The 22920-nt window shown below is 41.6% G+C and carries 18 protein-coding genes and 1 pseudogene; 13 read left to right on the forward strand and 6 right to left on the reverse strand.

Annotated features, from left to right (window positions below; all coding sequences use genetic code 11):
- Nucleotides 1-17: 17 nt before the first annotated feature.
- Nucleotides 18-1157 carry an AI-2E family transporter gene (locus L6494_RS17590; RefSeq protein WP_237988981.1) on the forward strand — a complete coding sequence of 380 codons (1140 nt, stop codon included), beginning with the start codon at nt 18-20 and terminating at the stop codon, nt 1155-1157.
- Nucleotides 1158-1424: 267 nt separating this feature from the next.
- Nucleotides 1425-3971: a cyclic nucleotide-binding domain-containing protein gene (locus tag L6494_RS17595; RefSeq protein ID WP_237996116.1), complete on the forward strand. Its 2547-nt coding sequence runs from the start codon at nt 1425-1427 to the stop codon at nt 3969-3971.
- 1 nt (nt 3972) lies between these two features.
- Here the strand turns inward: L6494_RS17595 and L6494_RS17600 are convergent, their stop codons facing one another.
- On the reverse strand, nt 3973-4527 hold the full coding sequence (locus tag L6494_RS17600) for a Uma2 family endonuclease (protein WP_237988982.1): 555 nt from the start codon (nt 4525-4527) through the stop codon (nt 3973-3975).
- A 455-nt stretch (nt 4528-4982) separates the two neighbouring features.
- On the opposite strand from L6494_RS17600, the gene topA reads away from it, so the two are divergent.
- The 5 genes from topA to L6494_RS17625 all read left to right on the forward strand — a co-directional run bounded on the left by topA (nt 4983) and on the right by L6494_RS17625 (nt 12303).
- Complete coding sequence (gene topA, locus L6494_RS17605; protein ID WP_237988983.1) at nt 4983-7631, forward strand: type I DNA topoisomerase; 2649 nt, start codon at nt 4983-4985, stop codon at nt 7629-7631.
- 274 nt (nt 7632-7905) lie between these two features.
- On the forward strand, nt 7906-8043 hold the full coding sequence (locus L6494_RS17610) for a hypothetical protein (RefSeq protein ID WP_237988984.1): 138 nt from the start codon (nt 7906-7908) through the stop codon (nt 8041-8043).
- A gap of 19 nt (nt 8044-8062) precedes the next feature.
- Nucleotides 8063-8512 (forward strand): type II 3-dehydroquinate dehydratase, encoded by a 450-nt coding sequence (gene aroQ / locus L6494_RS17615; protein ID WP_237988985.1) that lies wholly within the window; start codon nt 8063-8065, stop codon nt 8510-8512.
- A gap of 173 nt (nt 8513-8685) precedes the next feature.
- Nucleotides 8686-9609 (forward strand): ADP-ribosylglycohydrolase family protein, encoded by a 924-nt coding sequence (locus L6494_RS17620; RefSeq protein ID WP_237988986.1) that lies wholly within the window; start codon nt 8686-8688, stop codon nt 9607-9609.
- 39 nt (nt 9610-9648) lie between these two features.
- The gene (locus L6494_RS17625) at nt 9649-12303 is read left to right on the forward strand and encodes an HD family phosphohydrolase (protein WP_237988987.1); all 2655 of its coding nucleotides are present in this window, start codon (nt 9649-9651) and stop codon (nt 12301-12303) included.
- Between the two features lie 263 nt (nt 12304-12566).
- Here the strand turns inward: L6494_RS17625 and L6494_RS17630 are convergent, their stop codons facing one another.
- Entirely contained in the window at nt 12567-13802 is a 1236-nt protein-coding gene (locus L6494_RS17630; RefSeq protein WP_237988988.1) for an LL-diaminopimelate aminotransferase, read from the reverse strand.
- Nucleotides 13803-14024: 222 nt separating this feature from the next.
- Between L6494_RS17630 and L6494_RS17635 the strand changes: the two genes are divergently transcribed.
- Entirely contained in the window at nt 14025-14615 is a 591-nt protein-coding gene (locus tag L6494_RS17635; protein WP_237988989.1) for a Uma2 family endonuclease, read from the forward strand.
- Between the two features lie 29 nt (nt 14616-14644).
- Here L6494_RS17635 and L6494_RS17640 read toward each other — a convergent pair whose 3' ends face one another.
- Both L6494_RS17640 and nrtS read right to left on the reverse strand, forming a co-directional pair.
- Entirely contained in the window at nt 14645-15655 is a 1011-nt protein-coding gene (locus L6494_RS17640) for a sodium:calcium antiporter (protein ID WP_237988990.1), read from the reverse strand.
- A gap of 21 nt (nt 15656-15676) precedes the next feature.
- On the reverse strand, nt 15677-15901 hold the full coding sequence (nrtS, locus tag L6494_RS17645; RefSeq protein WP_237988991.1) for a nitrate/nitrite transporter NrtS: 225 nt from the start codon (nt 15899-15901) through the stop codon (nt 15677-15679).
- A gap of 155 nt (nt 15902-16056) precedes the next feature.
- Here nrtS and L6494_RS17650 point away from each other — a divergent pair, with 155 nt between their 5' ends.
- The 4 genes and pseudogenes from L6494_RS17650 (at nt 16057) to L6494_RS17665 (ending at nt 19847) form a co-directional block, all read left to right on the forward strand.
- Nucleotides 16057-16773 carry a TIGR04283 family arsenosugar biosynthesis glycosyltransferase gene (locus L6494_RS17650; protein WP_237988992.1) on the forward strand — a complete coding sequence of 239 codons (717 nt, stop codon included), beginning with the start codon at nt 16057-16059 and terminating at the stop codon, nt 16771-16773.
- Between the two features lie 226 nt (nt 16774-16999).
- Entirely contained in the window at nt 17000-17740 is a 741-nt protein-coding gene (locus tag L6494_RS17655; protein ID WP_237988993.1) for a TVP38/TMEM64 family protein, read from the forward strand.
- Nucleotides 17741-17811: 71 nt separating this feature from the next.
- A pseudogene (locus L6494_RS17660) lies at nt 17812-18087 on the forward strand (TVP38/TMEM64 family protein); the annotation flags it as partial.
- 209 nt (nt 18088-18296) lie between these two features.
- Nucleotides 18297-19847 carry a mercuric reductase gene (locus L6494_RS17665; protein ID WP_237988994.1) on the forward strand — a complete coding sequence of 517 codons (1551 nt, stop codon included), beginning with the start codon at nt 18297-18299 and terminating at the stop codon, nt 19845-19847.
- A gap of 156 nt (nt 19848-20003) precedes the next feature.
- Here L6494_RS17665 and L6494_RS17670 read toward each other — a convergent pair whose 3' ends face one another.
- Together L6494_RS17670 and L6494_RS17675 are read right to left on the reverse strand one after the other, a co-directional pair.
- A complete protein-coding gene (locus L6494_RS17670) occupies nt 20004-20624 on the reverse strand; it encodes a hypothetical protein (RefSeq protein WP_237988995.1) in 621 nt (206 codons plus the stop codon).
- 709 nt (nt 20625-21333) lie between these two features.
- A complete protein-coding gene (locus L6494_RS17675; RefSeq protein WP_237988996.1) occupies nt 21334-21705 on the reverse strand; it encodes a four-helix bundle copper-binding protein in 372 nt (123 codons plus the stop codon).
- Between the two features lie 281 nt (nt 21706-21986).
- On the opposite strand from L6494_RS17675, the gene L6494_RS17680 reads away from it, so the two are divergent.
- Nucleotides 21987-22889, forward strand: coding sequence for an alpha/beta fold hydrolase (locus L6494_RS17680; protein WP_237988997.1), 903 nt, complete (start codon nt 21987-21989; stop codon nt 22887-22889).
- Nucleotides 22890-22920: the final 31 nt, after the last annotated feature.

A 22920-nucleotide genomic window follows, 5' to 3' on the forward strand; every position in this document is an offset into this window, starting at 1 on the left:
AAGTTGGGAGTCAGCCTGTGAACCTTGGTCAATGGATCGGCTTAATCGCCATAGTTCTCTCTTTATATATACTGTGGCAAATCAAAGAAGTGTTGCTACTGATGTTTGCTGCTGTCGTCTTGGCTACTACCTTAAATCGGTTAGCCAGGCGTTTTCAACGAGCCGGTCTCAAGCGGGGATTTGCTGTCTTTCTGTCAGTGATCATCTTTTTTGCGATCGTCATCGGCTTTTTCTGGTTGATTGTTCCACCTTTTGCCCAGCAGTTCCATGAACTTACTGATCGCGTACCTTTAGGGTTTAAACGTTTTAATACTTGGGTGAATGAATTCAGAACTCGTCTTCCACCCCAGTTAGTTCCCTATATACCAGATATTAACAGTCTGATCCAACAAGCACAGCCCTTCATCAATCGGGTATTAGGTAGTTCTTTTGCTTTCGTCTCTGGTTCTTTAGAAGTTGTGTTGAAGGTGTTGCTAGTCCTGGTTTTAACAGGAATGTTATTAGTTGACCCCTTGGCTTACCAAAGAGTATTTATACGCCTATTCCCCTCATTTTATCGTCGTCGAGTCGAAGGGATTTTAGATAAGTGCGAAGTCTCCTTAGAGGGATGGGTAACAGGCGCACTGATCGCTATGGGTGTAGTAGGACTAATGAGTGTTGTTGGCTTATCAATTTTAGGAGTTAAGGCAGCACTGGCTTTAGCAGTTTTAGCGGGATTTCTAAATTTAATTCCCAATATTGGACCGACACTAAGCGTAGTTCCAGCAATGGCGATCGCGCTTTTAGATGATCCGTGGAAAGCTGTTGCTGTCTTGATTTTATACTTTATTATTCAACAGGTGGAAAGCAGTTTTATTACACCTGTTGTCATGGCACAACAAGTTTCTTTACTACCAGCAGTAACATTAATTTCGCAATTATTTTTCGTAACTTTCTTTGGGTTTTTAGGATTATTTTTAGCTTTACCGTTAACTGTTGTTGCTAAAATTTGGGTGCAGGAAGTATTAATTAAAGATGTTTTAGATGAATGGAACGATAACCATGCTCAAGAGACTGAGTTAGTTATAGTTTCTCACTCTCCTGGAGTTGATGAAAAATGGTCAGATGATAAACCAGCTAATAATTTAAATGATGATGCTTTATCTCAGGAAGATTAGCCAATTTTCCTCCGTTCCCTACTAGGGAAGGGGATTAGGGGGTTAGGTTTTGGATTAATTTTTCCACATAACGTAAAAAGTCAGGAAGTTCCTTAGTGCTTTCACTTAAACTTATTCGAGCTAAAAAATACCGCCGCCAGCACAATTAAACCCAAAAGCACCAAGGGAACAGAGAGATTAGGTAGATCCGATAAATTCATTAAGCAGTTAGTTGTTTTCAGGGATAATTCCTGTTATACAGCAAGCAGAGAACACGGGGAAATCATGATGACATCTCCAGACATGGTTATCTGGCTACAGGAGCGGACACCTTTAGGTATTCTCTCATCCGAAGTGTTGAATGCGATGGTGCAGCCAGCCGCAGGCATCGCTCCCCTGATTCAAACACAAGTTATACCCCAGGGAAGCTATCTGAGTAAAGAAGGTAATCCCCCAACAGCACTTTATATTCTTGTCGAGGGTCAACTAGAAAGCGAAATTACTAATAAAAACAACACAGTTTTCCCCTGTGGTTTTCTTCCAGGTGCAGTCATTCACCTCAAGGAATTACTTTTAGATGAATTAACGCCGTACACGATTAAGGCTGTTACAGAATCTCAAGTCTGGGTTGTCTCGGCGGCTGACTTTCGCGCTTTAGTTAGTCAATATCCCCAAATTACTCAGGCTATTTCTCGACAATTGGCGCAGGAATTAGCCCAAGTGACATCTGCGTTAACTTACGAACAAGAACGTTCTGTAGCTTTACGACCATATTTAGTTACCAAAGCACAACGGGGAATTGTCGGTACAAGTCGCTACGCGGTGCGGTTGCGGGAGCAAATTCGAGAAGCGGCGGCTGACCGGAAATCTGTGGAAATTTTCGGCGAACCAGGCTTAGAAAAAGATAATATCGCTGCGCTAATTCACTTTAGTTCTCCTCAAAGGCGCGAACCAATTATTAAAATCAATTGTGGAATTTTGCAACCTAGGGGTGCAGATTTATTCGGACGTGCTACTGGTAAACCGGGACTTTTGGAATGGCTGGGGGAAGGGACTTTAGTTTTAAACAATATTCAAGAGTTACCCCCAGAGTTATTACCTGCTGTAGCGCAGTTCCTCAAAACAGGGACATACACCCCTGTTACCCGTCCGGGAGAACCAACGGCTGTACCCCGCACCAGCAAAGCTAGGATTTTAATAGTTTCTGAAAAAGCCCAGTCTCAAATAGAACGCTGTGTGGGTCATATTATTAAAGTACCGCCCCTACGGGTACGGAAGGCTGATATTAAAGCCCAGGTGGAATATTACACCAGTTTGTATGTGCGATCGCGTGGAGTTGCTAAACCCCGTATCACACCAGAAGCCTTGCGCCGTTTACAGTCCTATGATTTTCCTGGGAATCTCAAGGAACTGAAAAACCTTGTAGAACGCGCCATTGTGCAAGCTGGGAAGGGAAGGGAGTTAACAGAAGAAATTTTCTGGGCGGCTCAAACGAAGAAAAAGCAATTTCGAGTTAATCTGTTGAACCTGTATCCTGGGTTGCGGCGATTTTTGCGGAGTGATTGGTGGCCGGATAGAATTAACTATGGTTTTACTGTCGTGGGATTTGCATTTATTGTGGGTGTGTTATTTCTGGGGCCGCAAACACGCGATCGCAATTTTGCTTTAAATTTATTTTGGGCTTGGTGGTGGCCTATCGGTTTATTTATCTTCCCCTTTTTCGGGCGGGTGTGGTGTGCTGTCTGTCCTTTCATGATTTATGGTGAAATCACCCAAAAACTATCTCTGTGGCTATTTCCGCGTCAACTCCAACGCTGGCCGCGAGAGAAGTCTGAAAAATGGGGTGGTTGGTTTTTGTTTGGGTTATTTACTCTCATTTTCCTCTGGGAAGAACTCTGGAATTTAGAAAATACCGCCTATCTTTCCGCCTGCTTACTGTTATTAATTACCTCCGGGGCGATGATTTTCTCAGCCCTGTTTGAAAGGCGGTTTTGGTGTCGTTATCTTTGCCCCATTGGCGGGATGAATGGTTTATTTGCTAAACTCTCGATGACGGAACTCAGGGCGCAACAGGGAATTTGTTCTGCTACTTGTACGACCTATCAATGTTATAAAGGTGGTGCGGAAAAAGGCGAAGGAATGGAAACTGATGGCTGTCCCTTGTATTCCCATCCCGCACAGTTAGAAGATAACCGCGATTGCGTGTTGTGCATGACTTGTTTAAAAGCCTGTCCCCATCGTTCCGTTGAGTTTAACTTGCGTCCCCCAGGGATTGAACTGTGGACAACTCACGTACCCCACAACTATGAAGTGGCGTTATTGTTGTTGCTGTTCGGGGGAGTATATCTGCATCGTTTACCAGAGTTGCAAACTTGGCTGGGGTTAGAGTTAGATTTAACTCCATTTTGGCTACATTTGGGGATATCACTGTTAGCTTTGTTAATTCCTACAGTGGTTGTATTTGTCGCCTATGGTTGTATGCAAATATTCAATCTTCACCGTAAAGTCCGACCATTTATTGAACTCGCCTATGGGTATTTACCTTTAGTGTTGGGAGGGAACTTAGCCCATTACTTGCGTTTGGGTTTGGGTGAAGGTGGTAAGATTTTACCTGTAACCTTTGCAACCTTTGGTTTAAGTGGTGAGCAATTGCCAATATTAGTAGCGCATCCAGCCGTGATTGCTTTTTTACAAGGTGCAACCCTAATTTTTTCCGTGCTGTTGACAATTGTGTTAACGCAAAAGATTGCGCGACAACCATTGAGAAATATACTTTGGCAACATCTAGCTGCGATCGCTTTAGGCTTGAGTATGTGGGTGATAATTGTATTTTGACTTAATTGCCCAGTAATTTCGGAATAGAAACCGTAATTTCAGGAAATGCTAAGGGTGTAATACTACCTTGAGTTAGTATTTCTTGGGACTGATAACCTTCTGCGGTAGGTTCTCTAAATATAATAAGTTGCATAGTTCGCAAATTAATCACCCAATACTCTGGAATACCTGCGGCGGCGTAAATTTTGGTTTTTACTTCTAAATCTTTAGTCAGACTTGAATCTGAATATTCAATTAGCCAAAAAATATTTTCTGGATAAGGGTGATGTTTTCTGTAATTTTGACCCAAGCGTTGTGCGATCGCAATATCGGGTTCTGGTTCAGAGTTACTATCAGGTAAGGTGATTGGTTTTGCTTGTCGAACTTTTGCTTTATTTCCTAACAGGTAAATTAGGTATTCTCCCGCTTCATCACTGCAATAAGCATGGGATTCACCTTCTGGGGACATTTCTATAATTTCTCCACTTAGCAATTCCACCTGTCGCCCTGCTAAAATTCCAGAGGCAATCATGCGATGATAGTCTTCAATGCTCCACTTCGCAGTTGTTAGGGTCACAGCGATCGCTCCTATTGTTCCTATCCCATCCTCAATTTAACCTACAAGCGACTTAAAACAATTCGCAATCTAAGTGTTGTAACGAGCAGATACGGGAATGCTTCGCTTCACTACGTGATAATCGCCATCACAAATTTTAGATCATTAATATTGTGAGGTATTTTGAAAATAGTAGTCGCCAATTATGCCTTTGATAAGTTAAAGATTAGAAATAGTGGAAAATTTCGCATCCAGGAATGTGTTCTACCTTATTCTCTAGGAAGCGTCCCACCGTAGGCGCACTAACCCCGATGAATGGAAGGAACAAATTAAATCCTTTTTCCCTATTCCTCATACATCCTGGAGTTTTTATGAGGATCAAGTTACAGTCAGTGTGATCTTACCTCTTGACATTTCGTTGAAATTACCCCAATTTGACTGTTTAGCTTCATAGCTATTTTTTTATTGAAATTTCCATGTCAACTCTCGTCATTGTCGAATCTCCAACCAAAGCTCGTACCATTCGCAACTACCTACCAAAAGACTATCGGGTAGAAGCGTCGATGGGTCATGTGCGTGACCTACCCCAATCGGCTAGTGAAATTCCTGCTGCTGTCAAAGGGGAAGCATGGGCGCAGCTTGGGGTAAATGTGGACGCAGACTTTGAACCTGTATATGTTGTCCCCAAAGACAAAAAGAAAATTGTCACTCAGCTTAAAGAAGCTCTAAAAGAAGCAACTGAACTGATCCTGGCAACTGACGAAGACCGAGAAGGTGAAAGTATTAGTTGGCATTTATACCAGCTACTTAAGCCAAAAATCCCGACTAAGCGGATGGTGTTTCATGAGATCACCCAAGAAGCAATTAAAAAGGCTCTGAAAAACTGCCGCAATATCGATGAGCAGCTAGTACGCGCCCAAGAAACCCGGCGGATTTTAGACCGATTAGTGGGGTATACCCTTTCCCCCTTGTTGTGGAAAAAAATTGCCTGGGGATTATCTGCGGGGCGGGTGCAGTCTGTGGCTGTGCGCCTGTTGGTAACGAAAGAACGCCAGCGTCGGGCTTTCCGGGAAGGGGCATATTGGGATTTAAAAGCTTCCCTGGAGCAGAACAAATCCCCATTTACATCCCTGTTAGTTACCCTAGGAGGCACTAAAGTAGCCACCGGGAGTGATTTTGACCCTTCTACAGGACAAATCGCCACTGGACGCAATGTAGTGCTACTTTCGGAAGAAGATGCGATCGCCCTGAAGGACAGACTGACTGGTAAACCCTGGACAGTCTCAGATGTGGAAGAACGCCCAGTAACGCGCAAACCTTCACCACCCTTTACAACTTCCACGTTGCAGCAAGAATCGAACCGCAAACTGCGCCTCTCCGCACGGGACACCATGCGGGTTGCCCAGAATTTGTATGAGCAAGGGTATATTACCTATATGCGTACAGACTCGGTGCATTTGTCAGATCAGGCGATCGCAGCTGCCCGTGATTCTGTAGAAAAACTATACGGTAAGTCATATCTCAGCCCCCAACCAAGGCAATACACCACCAAATCTAAAGGCGCACAGGAAGCCCACGAAGCCATTCGTCCGGCTGGTAGCAGCTTCCGCACCCCCCAAGAAACCGGATTAAGCGGTCGGGAATTAGCCCTGTATGACTTGATTTGGAAGCGCACCGTCGCCTGTCAAATGGCAGATTCCCGCCAAACCCAAATCACCGTCCAGTTAAAAGTTGAAGATGCTGGTTTCCGTTCTTCCGGTAAACGCATTGATTTTCCTGGCTATTTACGCGCCTACGTCGAAGGTTCTGATGACCCCGAAGCCGCATTAGAAGACCAAGAGGTGATTTTGCCTGGCTTAAAAGTTGGTGATCATCCCAACTGTAAAGACTTAACCGCCGTTGATCACGAAACTCAACCCCCAGCTAGGTATAGTGAAGCTACCCTGGTCAAAACCCTAGAAAGTGAAGGCATTGGTCGTCCTAGTACCTACGCCAGCATTATTGGCACAATCATTGATAAAGGTTACGCCCAACTGGTGAATAATGCCCTGATTCCCACATTCACCGCTTTCGCCGTCACCACCCTCTTGGAAAAACATTTCCCGGATATCGTTGATCCTAGCTTTACCTCCAAAATGGAGCAAACCCTGGATGATATCGCCGAAGGTGAAGCTAAATGGCTTCCCTATTTGCGGGAATTTTATCTCGGTGATCAAGGTCTAGAAACCCTAGTCAGAGAACAAGAAAGTCAAATTGATGCCAGTCAAGCTAGAACAGTAGAACTAGAAAATTTAGCCGCCAAAGTTCGCATTGGTAAATACGGCCCTTATATTGAGGTGGATAACGGTGATGGTGTAATCACCGCTTCAATTCCCAAAGACCTGACTCCAGCTGACCTTGACCCCAAACAGGTCGAAGTCCTGCTACGGCAAAAAACCGTAGGGCCAGATCAACTAGGTCGTCATCCCGAAACTGGCGAACCAATTTACGTCAAAATTGGTGCTTATGGCCCTTACGTCCAGTTAGGCGACAAGTCAGACGAAAACCCCAAACCTAAGCAAGCATCTTTCCCGAAAGGTGTTACGCCAGACAACATCACCCTAGAGACAGCTATTGGTTTGTTGTCACTACCCCGCAACTTGGGAGTACATCCAGTCACCGGCGGCAAAATCCAAACTAGTTTAGGCCGTTTTGGCCCTTATGTCGTCCATGACCAAGGGAAAGAAGGCAAAGATTACCGTTCTTTAAAAGCAAGTGATGATGTCCTGACAATTCCCCTAGAAAGAGCATTGGAATTGTTATCAGAACCGAAAAAGACCCGTGGTTCTGCCAATAGCAAGTCCAAAGCTGCTTTAAAGGAATTGGGTACACACCCAGACGATGATGCACCAGTAAATATCTACGATGGCCCCTATGGCCCTTACATCAAACACAACAAAACCAATGCTGGGCTACCAGAAGGTGTGTCTGTAGAAGATGTCACCCTACCCCAAGCTTTGGAATTGCTAGCGGCTAAAGCCTCGACCAGCAAATCCACCCGCAAAACAACTAAATCAACAACAACTAAATCAAAGTCAACTGCTAAATCAAAAACGGCGACGAAGAAAAAAGCGGTGGAGAGTTAGTGATTAGTGATTAGTCATTAGTCATAGGCTAATGAAATGGTGTCATGGCTTTGAACTATTGGCTAATCCCCAATCACTATTACCGTCCGATCAGTTGCGAATGTGATACTCTAAAAAGTAAGGGAGATAACAACACTGAAAATTTAAGAATGGCTCACGCCCAGAATGAAAAAGTGTGTATCAGCCCGATTGTCCGCCAGAGGTGCAAAATTACGCCAGTTTTTGCGTAGCTTTTAAACACAATTGAGGTAGTATCTCAGGAGCAGTCAGTTTAATGGACTATATAGAAAAGGTACTGGAAAAGCTAAAAGAATTGGCGCGTAAGCTGATAGAGTCCCTACTGGGGCCTGAACTAGAGCCGGAACCAGAACTGATTCCGATCCCTGTAGATCAGCGATCGCGTCGTCGTTAGTAGACTGAAGGTACAATCATTGACAGTACAACCTCTAAATATTTTGGTGCTGCACGGGCCAAACCTGAATCTGCTGGGACAACGAGAACCAGGAGTTTATGGTTCTACTACCTTGTCTGAGATTAACTGCTTATTAGCAGAAGCAGCACTAAATTTACACGCAAAGGTGTTTCCTGTGCAGTCGAATCATGAAGGTGTGTTAGTCGATGCAATTCATGAAGCATTAGGAAAACACCAAGGAATTCTGATTAATGCCGGGGCTTATACTCATACGAGTGTGGCGTTGAGAGATGCGATCGCTGCTGTAAATATACCGACAGTAGAAGTGCATCTTAGTAACATTTACCGCCGAGAAGAATTCCGCCATCATTCTTATATAGCCCCGGTCGTTATTGGACAAATCAGTGGTTTTGGTGTACAAAGTTATATTTTAGGGTTACAAGCTTTAGTGCATCATTTGAATTCGTAATTCGAGAAGACTCAATTTAGTTTATGAAGAAGGTAGGAGACAGGGCAGCAGAAAGCACAAGTTATTCAATTTGGGATTTTGTAGTCGTAAGCCTAGCCGTAAACTATTTTAAATTTATTTTGAATTTTGAATTGATTTATATGCCCCATGCCCAATTAACAATTAGTTAAATCATGCGTTATTTACTTGGGAGTCGGTTCAGGGGCGCATTCCTGGGAGGACTAGTAGGGGAAACTTTAGCTCAAAGTAGTCAGCCGAAACATCCAAGTGCTGGTAACTTTGCTCAAAGTGTAGTTCCTGGTGCTACCAGTTTAATTAAATTAGGAAAACTTGATATAGATGATTGGTTAGAAATTTATCAACAAAAAATTACATATTTAGAACCATCAAAAATAATTTTCGCTACAATTCCTATTTCTCTTTTTTTCCACGAAAACCCGGTAAAACTACACCAGAATTTACTGCGGGTGTTAAAAGATTGGGATAGTGACCTAGAAATCAGGGATAGTACCCTAGCAATAGGATATGCGATCGCGCAATCATTGACCGAAAAACTGCATCCCCAAACCCTCATCCCCCAAATAATTGCTTTTATTGGCGAAACAGACACCTCAATACCACAAAATTTATTAAAAGTAAATAATTTGTTAGAACAAAGGGCTGGGTTAGAAAGAGTAAAAACCGAGTTGGGTAGTCAAGGAAAGTTATCCAATAGAATAGCTATCGCATTTTATTACTTTCTGAGTACCTTAGAAGACTTCTCCTTAGCCGTTTTAAGGTCTATTCGTCATGAAAAAATTGGGCAACAATACTGTGGTAATGTATATTGTCCAAATATCAGTACAATTACTGCTGTTTTATCAGGGACGTATAACGGTACTACGAGTATTCCCGTAACTTGGAGACTTTCGCTAACCAGAGAATTGAGCCAAATTCCGCAAGTGCTAGAATTAGCTGATGCACTAGCGACGACCTGGTCGGGAGTGTATAAACCTGGACTCAATTCCCAGGAGTTCCCAAATGAGGAAAGCTTAATGTCTAACGAAAAGATACCACCTTGCGTCTATGCTGCTCCTCGCGTCATTCGGGCGCGTTAATATTTTGTTTTGATATATCAAAGTAAGCAGCCATAGGTAATGAAAACACCGCGATTTTTGCAGTCCTTGAATCGGCAGTTGACCCATTGGCGGCGACGATATAGAATATTTAGCCGTAAAGGAAAATTACTTGTGGGGGTGAGTCAACAAGGCAAAAACTCCAGGAATGAAGTAACAAGAGTTATCCTCAAGAATATACCCTGGCATTTATTCCCATATAGTGACAACATCGGCCAGAAAAAACGCAAAATCGACCTCAGAGCAATGACAAAATTGGTCAAAAATCAGAGTAGGATTGAGGCAGTAGGTCTGGGTTGGGTACATGAAAGGCGTTCCTCTCTAGTTTTAGCGATCGCAGTTGTATCACTGACTGGTGTAATGGGTCATAGACTATACAACCAGCCTAAATTAAAGGTAGGAACTCTTGCACCGCAGACAATTAAAGCCCCTTACCCTGATAAAATCGAAGACCAACAAAAAACAACAGATAAACGCAAAAACGCCAGTAAAAGTTCCACACCAGTATTAATGGTTGATGCTGAAACGACTGAAGAAATCAACCGAAAATTACAGCAATTACTGGATGAGGGTAACTCAATTCGTAACATTGCTGGTTCTTTTCCGTTCTATGATTCATCAGTATTATCTGTACCTACCCAGCATTATCTCCGCTCTTGCTCTGACGCGGAATGGCAAGTGTTTTTAACTACTATAAAAAATACTACCCCACCACAGCAAAGTAATCGCTTCCGGCAAAATACTGATAAAAAATCTACTAACAGCACCCCAGACACCCAAAACCAAAATGATAGTCTTCAGGGTAATCGACGCATTAATATTTTCGCTAAAAGTGAGCTGACGCAAGCCTTAGCAGAATTATTAGCTTACCGAGTCATGATTGGTGAAAAAAACATCCCCTCGGTGATAGAGCAAATATCCCAAGCTCGCCAAGCATATACCCAAGCTAGCAGTCAACTACTCAGACTCAATAGTGTTACTTCACAGACAATATATAGTGAAACAGTTCTGCTGGAATTATCAGATGATGCGTGGTCAAAAACCCAATCAGGACTTCATCAAAGTGCAGAACGTATTCTCACCCAAGGTATTCCCCCAGGCTTACCAGATAGTATTTTAAATAATGCGGTCAGTTTACAAGTTCAAGCCTTCGTCCCCAGCAATGCGGAAGCTTTAGCTAGCAAAATATTGTTAGCCATCTTAGAAGCTAATTTGAAAAAAGACGAAGAACAAAGCAAGGAACAAGCTCAAAAAGCAGCAGCTGGTGTTACACCTGTGTTTATTGATGTCAAGCAAGGTCAGATCATTGTTAATAAGGGAGACATCATCACCGAATGGCATTTTGAAATATTAGAGCATTATCAACTGATTCGCCGAGAAAATAACTGGCGGGAATTGCTGAAGTTAGCGAGTTTGGTAACTGGTGCAATTGGTGTATTTATTTTAGTAGAACGGCGAATTAAGTACAACTTGCGACAACGCGATCGCCTGTTAGTTTTACTATTAACCTTGAGTACACCAGGAGTATTAGCAGTCGGTGTACCTTATGCTACCTGGGGTGCGGTAGGGTTGCTTTTGGGAAGCTTTTATGGCCCTAGCTTGGGTGTGACAGTGATTGTTTTACTGTTATTTTTGTTACCATTCAGCTTAGAAATCAGTGCGATCGCGCTGTTGACGGGAGCAGTTGGGGGAATTTTAGGTAGTTGTGTAGCGCAAAGATTGCGATCGCGGGAAGAATTAGCACTTTTGGGTGTAGCGATCGCTGTGGCTCAAGGTAGTGTTTACTTAATTATTAAACTCCTGATTGGTGCAGCCTTTGGTGCGGCTTGGTATATTGTGCTGCAAGAAGCCGGATTATTTGCTTTATCTGGTCTAGTCTGGAGTATTGTAGCTTTAGGTTTAAGTCCTTACCTAGAAAAACTCTTTGATTTAGTTACCCCCATTCGGTTAGCAGAGTTAGCCAATCCCAATCGGCCGTTACTCAAGCGACTCGCCACCGAAACACCAGGAACTTTTCAGCACACCTTATCAGTAGCCACATTAGCAGAAGCGGCTGCTAAAAAACTCGGTTGTAATGTGGAATTAGTCAGGGCGGGGACATTATATCATGATATCGGTAAAATGCACGACCCTTTAGGATTTATTGAAAACCAAATGGGCGGGCCGAACAAACACGAAACAGAGATTAAAGACCCTTGGAAGAGTGCAGATATCATCAAAAAGCACGTCAGCGAAGGGTTAGTCATGGCGAGGAAACACCTCTTACCAACAGCAATTCAAGCATTTATCCCCGAACATCAAGGGACAATGCTGATTGCCTATTTTTATCATCAAGCCGAACAGATGGCACAAGCCGACCCCAGCATTATTGTCAATGAAGCCGATTTTCGCTATGCTGGCCCCATTCCCCAATCGCGGGAAACGGGAATTGTCATGTTAGCTGATGCTTGTGAAGCCGCACTGCGATCGCTCAAAGATGTCAATCCTGAACAAGCATTAACCATGTTGAATAATATTCTCCGTGCGAGATGGCAAGATAATCAACTCATTGATTCAGGGTTAACGCGGGAAGAAATGTCACAAATCGCCGAAATCTTTGTAGAAGTTTGGCAACAATTCCATCACAAACGCATTGCTTACCCTAAGTTAAAAACACAAAATAAAATCAATAGTTAAAACAATTCGCAACGATGTCTCTCAGCACTCTTCAAAAGCTGAAAGAATTTTCAGTCGGGGATTTAAACCCCCACTGAAAATATACTATCTGTAGACGTATGGGTTTTAAACCCTTGAATAGACCTCTTGCAAAAGTCCGAAAATGAGATGTATCATTCTGAATGAAATGTAGAATCTTTGCGATGTTTCGCTTTGCTCAACATGACAATTTAAGCATTTATGCAAGAGGTCTAATCTACAAAAATCTGGCTACAACGGAGAAGCTATAATGCAAATTTTTGAATAATACGCTGCATTGCTTCTTCTACATTCTCGCGGCTGTTAAATGCAGAAATACGGAAGTAGCCTTCACCCGCAGCACCAAAACCAGAACCAGGTGTACCAACAACATTGCAGGTATCCAGCAATTTATCAAAGAAATCCCAGCTAGAAAGACCATTGGGAGTCTTCACCCACACATAAGGCGCATTCACGCCACCATATACGGCTAGTCCGGCGGCTGTGAGTTGTTCACGGATAATTTTGGCGTTTTCTAAATAGAAACTCACTAATGCTGTGATTTGTGCTTGTCCAGCTTCAGAGTAGACAGCTTCCGCACCTCGTTGCACAATGTAGGATACACCATTAAATTTCGTAGACTGGCGACGATTCCACAGTTTCCACAGTTCAACATCAGAACCATCGGCGGCTTTACCTGTCAAGGTTTTGGGTACAACAGTCAAGGCGCAACGAGTTCCAGTAAAGCCGGCATTTTTGGAGAAAGAACGAAATTCAATAGCACAATCTCTTGCGCCGGGAATTTCATATATAGAATGAGGTAGGGATGGATCTGTAATATATGCTTCGTAAGCTGCATCAAAGAAAATAATCGAGTTATTTGCTTTAGCATAGTCTACCCACGCCTGGAGGTGTTCTTTAGTGGCTGTTGCACCTGTGGGGTTATTGGGGAAACAGAGATAAATTAAATCGACTTTTTGGGTAGGAATTTCCGCCGTAAAGTTGTTTTCTGCGGTGACAGGGAGGTAAACTAAACCCTCAAACTCCCCTTGTTCGTTGGCAGTTCCAGTATGTCCCGCCATGACGTTTGTATCTACATATACGGGGTAAACGGGGTCAGTAACAGCAATGATATTGTTATCACCAAAGATATCAAGGATATTCCCTGAGTCGCACTTAGAACCATCAGAGATAAAAATTTCTGAAGCATCAATTTCACAACCCCGTGCTTGGAAATCTTGAGCCGCAATCTTTTCCCTTAACCAAGCATACCCTTGTTCTGGGCCATAGCCTTTGAAAGTGGCGCGATCGCCCATTTCTTCCACAGCTTGAATCATTGCAGTTCGACAAGCTTCTGGTAATGGTTCGGTGACATCCCCAATTCCCAGACGAATAATTTTAGCATCAGGATTAGCTTGAGCAAAGGCATTCACCCGCCGCGCAATTTCCGGGAACAAGTAACCAGCTTTGAGTTTTAGGTAGTTGTCGTTAATAGTTGCCATAGTCAAGTTGAAAAAAGACCTAGATAAAATAGCTTACCAGTGCTGAGTCATGAGTGCTGAGTCATGAGTAATGAGTAATGAGTGTTGAGTTTTGTTAGCGGTAACGCGGTGTTTAGCCGGTGCTGAGTTATGAGTAAAAATATTAGTCTCTATTACTGGTAACTTCTGTTAAATACTAAAATTGAGTGAGCATATGATTATTCTTGTTAAGGCAGTGTTGTTATGAGCATCCCACTTGTAGACCAGCCCACAGAAGAAAAATTGGTAACTCTCAAGGATGTTTCTTGGGAACAATTTAAAGGTATTGAGTCACATTTGTTAGGCAATCGCAGTGTCCGACTGTCATATTTGTCAGGAGTTTTAGAGATCATGTCCCCAATTGGAGAAAAACATGAAAAAGTGAAAAGTACCGTTGGCTTGCTGCTAGAAGCTTATATGAGAGTATTGGGTATCAGGTTTTATAGACGTGGTGGCTTCACTCTGGAAGAACAAGGGTACGCTTCTGGTACACCAGATGAGTCTTATAGCATCGGTAAAGAAAGAGAAGTTCCTGACATTGTGATTGAAGTTATTGTTACCAGTGGCACTATTGACAGGAAAGAGTTATTCAAACCCAAAAAAGTACCTGAAGTTTGGTTTTGGAAATCTAATACTATAAAAATCTTCCGTTTAACTGAGAGTGATGAGTACAAGGAAGTAGACAAAAGTGGGTTTTTTCCAGATTTAGACCCTGCTTTGCTGCTGCATTACATTAATATGCCTGACCAATATGATGCTGTGGCAGAATTTGAGCAAACCATGCGTAATTCGTAATTCGTAATTCGTAATTCTTAATTCTTAATTTACGATAAATTACGGTAAACAACATACATTCCGCCAATGTAGAGAAAGATGATCGTTAGTCCATCTAAGGTGATGTACATCCGGGAGCGACTGACGGCATGGTAAATTAAGCCTGCGATCGCCACTGAGGTCATAACCATTGCTACAATAGCTGTGAAAATATGTACCGGACTCATCGTTAACCACAAACTACCCGGCAAATAGGCGAAATCGTAAATACCTAAAATCGCCAAGTTAAACAAATTAGAACCAAAAACGTTAGAAACTGCCAAATCAACAGCATCCAATCGAATAGCTGCCACAGATGCGGCAATTTCCGGTAAAGATGTTGCTGTCGCTAACAAAATCGCACCGATAAAACTCTTCTCTAAGCCAGTCACCTCAGCAACTCGATCACCTAAAAAGGCCAGCCAGATACCTAAAACTACAATTGCAATTGCAAATAAAGTGAACTGTCGATAGGCTTGCTGGATAGTGATGTGTTCGTATTGAAAAATCTCCTCTTCTTCCTCTAGCACTTCCATACGTCGTCTAGATTCAAATTGAGAAATGGCTCTAGCACTAATAAAATAAAGCAAAATGAGTAAAATGCTAGGAATGCCAACCCATCCTAAAGTTAAATTAATTTCCGTTTTTGCTAAAAACATTCCAGCCGCAGCTATACCCAGCATCACACAGCCGAGACTCGCTGCTAATCCGTGACTGATTTGTGCTTGCTTGAGTAAAGGATCGGGGCCTGTAAAGATATCCAGTAGTGCTAAAATCAGCAAATTAAACAAACAACTCCCCAAAATACCACCTACAGCCAAATCGGGGGAATTGAAAATGACAATGGCACTTATCCCTGTAGCTAATTCAGGTAAGGATGTCACGCCTGCTAGCAGGATTGTACCAACCCAAGTCCGGCCTAGTCCGCTTTTCTCTGCGAGGATATCGGCACTCTGTGACAGTTTTGCACCTGTCAGAATCACTAAAATAAAGCACACAAGGACTTGAAGGAAAAGTAGCATGATTATGTAGAGTGACTTTTTTCATTTGTAACGACTAATATATTGACCATGAATATTTACTAAGTAAGGTACTATGTAGGTTAGAGTAGCAGCAATCCAGCGATCGCCAGTCATTTGACCCTTAATCAGTGCTGCACCATGATTAATTGTAAATAAAATAGAACCAACCACCAGCGCAACTTTTACCGCCGTCGGCATCATCTTTTTATTGCCCAAACACAAACAATATTCTCTAATAGCTTTCATTTGTAACCCGTAAAAATTTTCCTCAAAAAATCCCTTTTTAATCTCTTATCTCTGTGTCACCTGTGTCTCTGTGGTTATATAAATGATTTATCAGCCACAGAAGCACACAAAGAAAAGCAGATATTTTATGATTTACCTTGAAAGAGTGACTATTCATGGGTCAAAATATTGACAATACTAAAATTTCTATTATTATTCCGACGCTCAACGAAGCAGCCAATATCAAACAAGCTATTTTCACTACTCAACCTAGTACAAATATAGAAGTAATAGTTGTAGATGCAGGCTCTCAAGATGACACTGTAGCTATAGCTGATTCCCTTGGTGTAAAAGTAATCTCATCTATTCCTGGCCGTGCTATGCAAATGAATGCAGGTGCTATGGTGGCTAGTGGGGAAATTTTGCTGTTTCTCCATGCAGATACACGTTTACCCATTGGTTTTGATGAGATGATTCGGACAGCACTGCAACAGCCTAGGGTAGTTGCTGGTGCGTTTACTTTGCAGATAGATACAACACTTTTAGGTTTAAGATTGGTGGAATGGGGAGTAAAATGGCGATCGCGCCTTTTCCAAATGCCCTACGGTGATCAAGCAATTTTTATTACTACAGAATTATTTAAAGAAATTGGCTGCTTTCCTGAAATCCCTATCATGGAAGACTTTGAACTCATACAACGTTTAAAACGCATAGGTAAAATAGCCATTGTATCTGTATCAGTTATCACTTCATCCCGGAGATGGTTACAAAAGGGTGTCTTTACAACTACTCTGATTAATCAAATCGTGGTTATTGCATATTTATTTGGTGTACCACCAGCGCAACTGCGTAATTTGTATCGTCAGGGTTTCCAACACAACCGTAATTTTTGATTTTCAGTGAATCAAGGGTGAGCTTAAACGCAAATTAGCGCAGAGTTGAGCGGAGAATTTGCTTAAGGATTTATCCTTTTTTAAGCTGTTTTTCATCTAAGTGACATATTCTAGTGAGAATTAGGGATAATAAAGTAAAAAATTCAGGAATGTTGAATTTTTCGGCTGTTTTTATGAATATTACCCCTCAGTGCTTGACAGGAACGGTAAAAACTCAGGTGTTCCCATGATTCCCAAGTATCAATTGCGATTCAATGGCAAACTTAAACTGCTGCTGTTAAGTTTTTCGATAGTTCTATTAATAATCGCTGCAAGACAATTTAATTTCCCAGTAATTCTACAAACATTAGTCACTTGGGTGAATAGTTTGGGGGTTTGGGGAGCGATCGCCTATATAATTATTTACAATTTGGCAACTTTATTATTTATCCCCGGTTCGCTGTTAACCCTGAAAGGTGGGTGTTTGTTTGGGTTGGTTTGGGGTTCGGTTTATGTGTTAATTGCGGCAATTATCGGCGCAACTTTAGCTTTTCTCATCGGACGCTATTTATCACGAGATTGGGTTTGCAAACAACTAGAAAAATATCCTAAATTCAAAGCGATTGATCAAGCTGTAGCGCAAGAAGGGTGGAAAATTGTCCTGTTAACTCGTCTGTCTCCTGTGTTTCCTTTCAATTTATTGAATTATGCCTTTGGAGTGACACAAATATCTCTCAAAGATTATATTTTAGGCTCTTTGGGAATTTTGCCGGGAACTGTGATGTATGTTTACATCGGTTCTTTAGCAAGTGATTTGGCCATGCTAGATACAACTCATCAACCAGTCACACCAGAAACCCAAATGATACAGTGGGTAATGCAAATTGTCGGTTTAATTGCAACTATTGGTATGACCATATATGTCACTAAAATTGCTCAAAAGGCTTTAGCTAAAAGCATGGTTATTGATACAGGAGACAAAAGTTAAAAGGTAAGAAGAATATTCTTAGGACTCAGGACTTAGCACTGAGTGGGGTAAAAGTTAGGAACTTATGAAGAATATATTTCATCACAAGACTCTTAGGTTTATTCAGGTTAACATTGCTGACGGTTGCGATCGCTTTCTTCTTAAACACAGATTTTGCTGCGGCGCAAGCTATAGATAATCCGAGTGATTGGAATCCCCAAACTATTTTACGCAATGCTTTGCTGTGGATTGATAGTTTGGGAACAGTAGGAGCGATCGCTTTTATTGCACTATATATTATTGCGACTGTTGCTTTCTTGCCTGGCTCGATTCTCACTTTGGGTGCTGGTGTAGTGTTTGGTGTAGTTTAGGAAGTTTTGTCAAGGAGACGAGGTACTGGGGACAAATCAAGTCAAAAGTCAAAAGTCAAAATTAATTAAATAACTCCAGTGGACTAGGGATTGGGGACTGGAAGGTAGATTTTACCCCGATCACTTCACTACTCACTACTCACTACTCATTACTCACTACTCAGCACTCTTAGTTAAATTTAAAATTTCTTAGGGAGATAGTATCAATGTCCAATTCCGAGTTAGAGAGAGTCATTGTTCGCCCAGTTGATGAATATAACCAGAAGTTAGTTTCTTATGTACATCCGCCAAATTGGGTGAATCCTCAACCTGCTGATTGTTATGACTTGGTGGTCATTGGTGCTGGAACTGCGGGGTTAGTGGTGGCGGCTGGTGCGGTTGGGTTGGGTTTGGGTTTGAAAGTCGCATTGATTGAAAAGCATCTCATGGGAGGAGACTGCTTAAATGTGGGTTGCGTACCTTCTAAAACTGTGATTCGGTCGGCGCGGGTAGTGGGGGAAATCTGGAATGCGAAAAGGTTGGGGATCAATATTCCCAAACAACAAATCGAAATTGATTTTTCCACTGTGATGCAAAGGATGCGGCGCGTTAGGGCGGGAATTAGTCACCATGACTCGGCGGAACGTTTTTCATCATTGGGGGTGGATGTTTTCTTGGGTAGTGGTCGCTTTGCTAGTAAAGATACAGTGGAAGTTGACGGTAAAATCCTCAAGTTTAAAAAAGCGGTGATTGCAACTGGTGCAAGGGCTGCAAAACCAGTGATTCGGGGAATTGAAACGGTGGGTTATTTGACTAATGAAACGGTCTTTTCTCTCATCCAAAAACCCGAACGGTTAGCGGTGATTGGTGGGGGGCCTATCGGTTGTGAATTAGCTCAAGCATTCCGGCGTTTGGGTTGTGAGGTGGTGCTGTTCCATAGCGGTTCTCATGTTCTCAATAAGGAAGATGGGGATGCGGCGCAAGTCGTACAGCAGGCTTTAATCCGAGATGGCATCCGCTTAGTGTTAAATTGCAAGTTAGAAGAGGTGGTGAATGTCACCGACGGGAAGCGGCTGTATTTTTCTGTGAATGATTATCGAGATTCAGTCACTGTGGATGAGATTTTAGTAGGTGCGGGACGTGCGCCAAATGTGGAAGGACTAAATTTGGAAACGGTCGGGGTAGAGTACGACAAACATCAAGGTGTGAAGGTAAATGATTACCTGCAAACCAAAAACCCTAATATTTATGCTGCTGGAGATATCTGCATGAATTGGAAGTTCACCCATGCGGCAGATGCGGCGGCGCGGATTGTCATTAAGAATACTCTATTTTCTCCCTTTGGTTTAGGACGTTCTAAACTAAGTAGCTTAGTAATGCCTTGGGTGACATATACTGACCCAGAAATTGCCCATGTGGGGATGTATGAACACCAAGCTAAGGCTATGGGGATTGATGTAGTGACAATTAAGATTCCTTTCAGTAGTGTAGATCGAGCGATCGCAGATGCCCAAGAAGAAGGATTCTTAAAAATTCACCACAGAAAAGGTTCTGATGAAATTATCGGTGCAACGATTGTAGCTGCTCACGCCGGCGAGATGATTTCGGAAATAACCACGGCAATTGTCAATAAAATCGGTCTTAGTAAGTTAAGTAATGTGATTCATCCCTATCCCACCCAAGCGGAAGCAATTAAAAAAGCCGCAGATGCTTATCGTCGTACACTGCTGACACCGAAGACAAAAAAACTTTTAGGATTTTTGACCAAGTTTTCTTGATTTAGGCAAAGTAGGGTGTGTCGTCTATCACCATGACTGACTAAGAGACCTCTTGCATAAATGCTGAAGCTGTCATGTTGAGCAAAGCGAAACATCTCAAAGATTCTGCATTTCATTCAGAATGACACAGCTCATTTTCGGACTTTTGCAAGATGTCTAAGGGTTATTCACACTCGTTTGTCTAATTTTGAGTTGAGTTTGTAGTTGTTCGAGTGTTTGTAGGTGTGCTTGCTCTAATTTATGATTTAGCCACAAAAAACTACCACCAAATGAAGTGATTGCCAGTATAAAAATTGTAATCAAGAATCTAACTTGCGAACGAAGATATTTAACTTCTCTATTCTTATCTGCTAATGTTGCTGGTAAATCTTGTTGAAGTTTTACCTGTTCGACAACTATTTGTGGCTGCGGTGTGATTGCTTTGTTAAAACTAACCTGTTCATACAACCAATTAGTAATCAATTGTGGGCAGTTTTTCTTAAACCATCGCCAAGCAATCATCCTAAATACAGGCTTAGACAAGCTAGCAACTTTCTTAACTGTGCCATTCATTAAATATGAATGAAATTTCTGGTTAATTATATTAGTTGCTCCTATATCATATAAGCAATCCAATATCAGCTTAACTGTGGTTTCTTCTCTATATGACAAGTTTTCTAACAAAAGCTTTACATCATGAATACGCTGTTCTTTCATGATTTGTTCTGTTGATTTTGCTGACAAAGCAATTGATTTATTATTGGTGTCCATAACAGTTATATTTGAATATTTTTTCATGTATGTTTTGATGTCTCAAAATTAGTCTCATCAACTATAAAATCTCAATCTATTTAAATCTGAGTTAAGAGGAAATTAGAACTCTAGTATTTATTTAGTTTGTATTTAGACGGCAAGTATCAAAAGTATGATGTTTGTGTACACAAGAGATGTTTAAATTACAATCAGCATTAAATACACCAATTATTTGTAGATTTACTGAGGCTCTTACAATCTCATCATTAACAGGGAACTAGCGTAATGACTACATAGCCACTTCAATCTAGATTTTTCTAGCATTTCAGCATAAATTTGAAGTAGTCAAGGTAATTCATTAAAAACATTACATTTTATCAATGTATACTATTATATAGTATAATATAACAGTATATTTGCTCTTGCCCGATTATTTTTTGTGTGTCATAATTTACTGAAAATCTGATAAATATTACTGACTTTACACTAAAAAATACCCCACATCTCAAAGAAGTCGAGTATCTTGTTGAACATGAATTATTCAGGATGAATACAGGGAAATTCCCGTGCTAATTTATGATGTAAATTGTTAATTTAATTTCTGAAAAAAATAAAGCTCCCCATGATTTCATTAGAAAGCTTTATGTTTTAATCCATATATAGTAGTCCTGTAGTTGATTATTTCACATCTATCTAGGGTAATGAACCCAATTCGCAATAAATCAAAAGTGAAATAATCAATGTTGATGGTGACTTAAGCTCTAGCCATAGACATTCTGCGGCAAGTCTCGGCACAACGGCGACACATATCAGCACAAGCCTTCATTTGTGAATCATTCTCGAAGCGATCGCAATTACGCGCGCATCGTTCACATACTTCAGCACAAATGCCACAGGTACGCACATCCAAATCAGAACCACGCAACATAAAGTTGGCACTGGTTTGACAAATTTCAGCACAATCAAGCATTAATCGTACATGGTCTGGTTCTGTGTGCATACCACCTTTAGTTATGCAGTATGTAGTCACAGTATTTAAACAAATATTAGAGCAGTCTAAACAGTCTTGAATACATTCTTGGTTTTGTTGGTTAACCTTTTGCAAACTCAATTGTTGTATTGCCATTTTACGAATCTCTTTCATGAATTAATGTTTTATCTGAAGTTAAATTACTTCATAGGCTTTAATTTAAAAGATAGGTAAAACTTTAACGTCTAACTATTGGTGTATTAATAAATACTGCTTAAAGAGTATGAGGAAATATTCCTTAGTGGAGGGGTGACAGGTGATAGGAGATAGGTGACAGGTAACAGGTGACAGGGGAGATAAAGTAGATAAGGTAGATAAAGTAAAGAGGAACTAATCCTCAATGTCCAATAACTATTGACTATTAACTACCCAAAACTATGTTTCAACCACAAGGATTTGAGCAACGCTCGATAATTACGTCGCTGGGTAAAATGGTGTACTACACCGCTACTGGATCACTTTGGCAAGAAAACACAACCGCAGCACCAGAACGAGAAACGTTAGTCTTTCTACACGGCTTTGGTGGTGGATCTTCTGCCTATGAGTGGTCAAAAGTTTATCCAGCTTTTGCTGCTAAATACCGGATTCTTGCCCCTGATATGATAGGCTGGGGTGAGTCTGAGCATCCAGCTAGAAATTACACGATTGACGATTATTTAACTACTATTCGGGAGTTTTTGCAGCAGACTTGCACAAGTCCAGTCATAGCGATCGCGTCTTCTTTAACAGCAGCGTTTACAATTCGGGTGGCGATTACCCATCCCAATTTATTTAAATCTTTAATTCTGGTGACACCAGCCGGACTTTCTGACTTCGGCGAAGACTACTCCCGCAGCTTGTTTGCCCAAATCGTTAGTGTTCCTCTTCTTGACCGCTTACTATACAGCACTGGGATTGCTACTAGTGGCGGTATTCGTAGTTTCTTAGAACAACGGCAATTTGCCCAAGCTAACCGCATCTACGAAGAAATTGTTGAAGCTTATCTCCAATCTGCCCAACAACATAATGCTGAGTATGCAGCGTTATCTTTTGTTAGGGGTGATTTATGTTTTGATTTATCACTCTATATTCAACAATTGCTCACTCCTACCGCCATTATGTGGGGTCAAAAGTCCCAATTCACCGGGCCAGAGATTGGCCGCCGCCTAGCAGAGAAAAATCCTCAAGCTATCCGCGTTTTTCAACCCTTGGAAGATGTGGGGTTAACACCACAGTTAGAATTACCAGCAGTCACAATCGGTCTAATTCGCCGATTTTTGACTTTACTGAGTGGGGAATGAGTGGTGAGTAATGAGTAATGAGTAATGAGTG

Source organism: Nostoc sp. UHCC 0870 (genome assembly GCF_022063185.1).
GTDB lineage: Bacteria > Cyanobacteriota > Cyanobacteriia > Cyanobacteriales > Nostocaceae > Trichormus.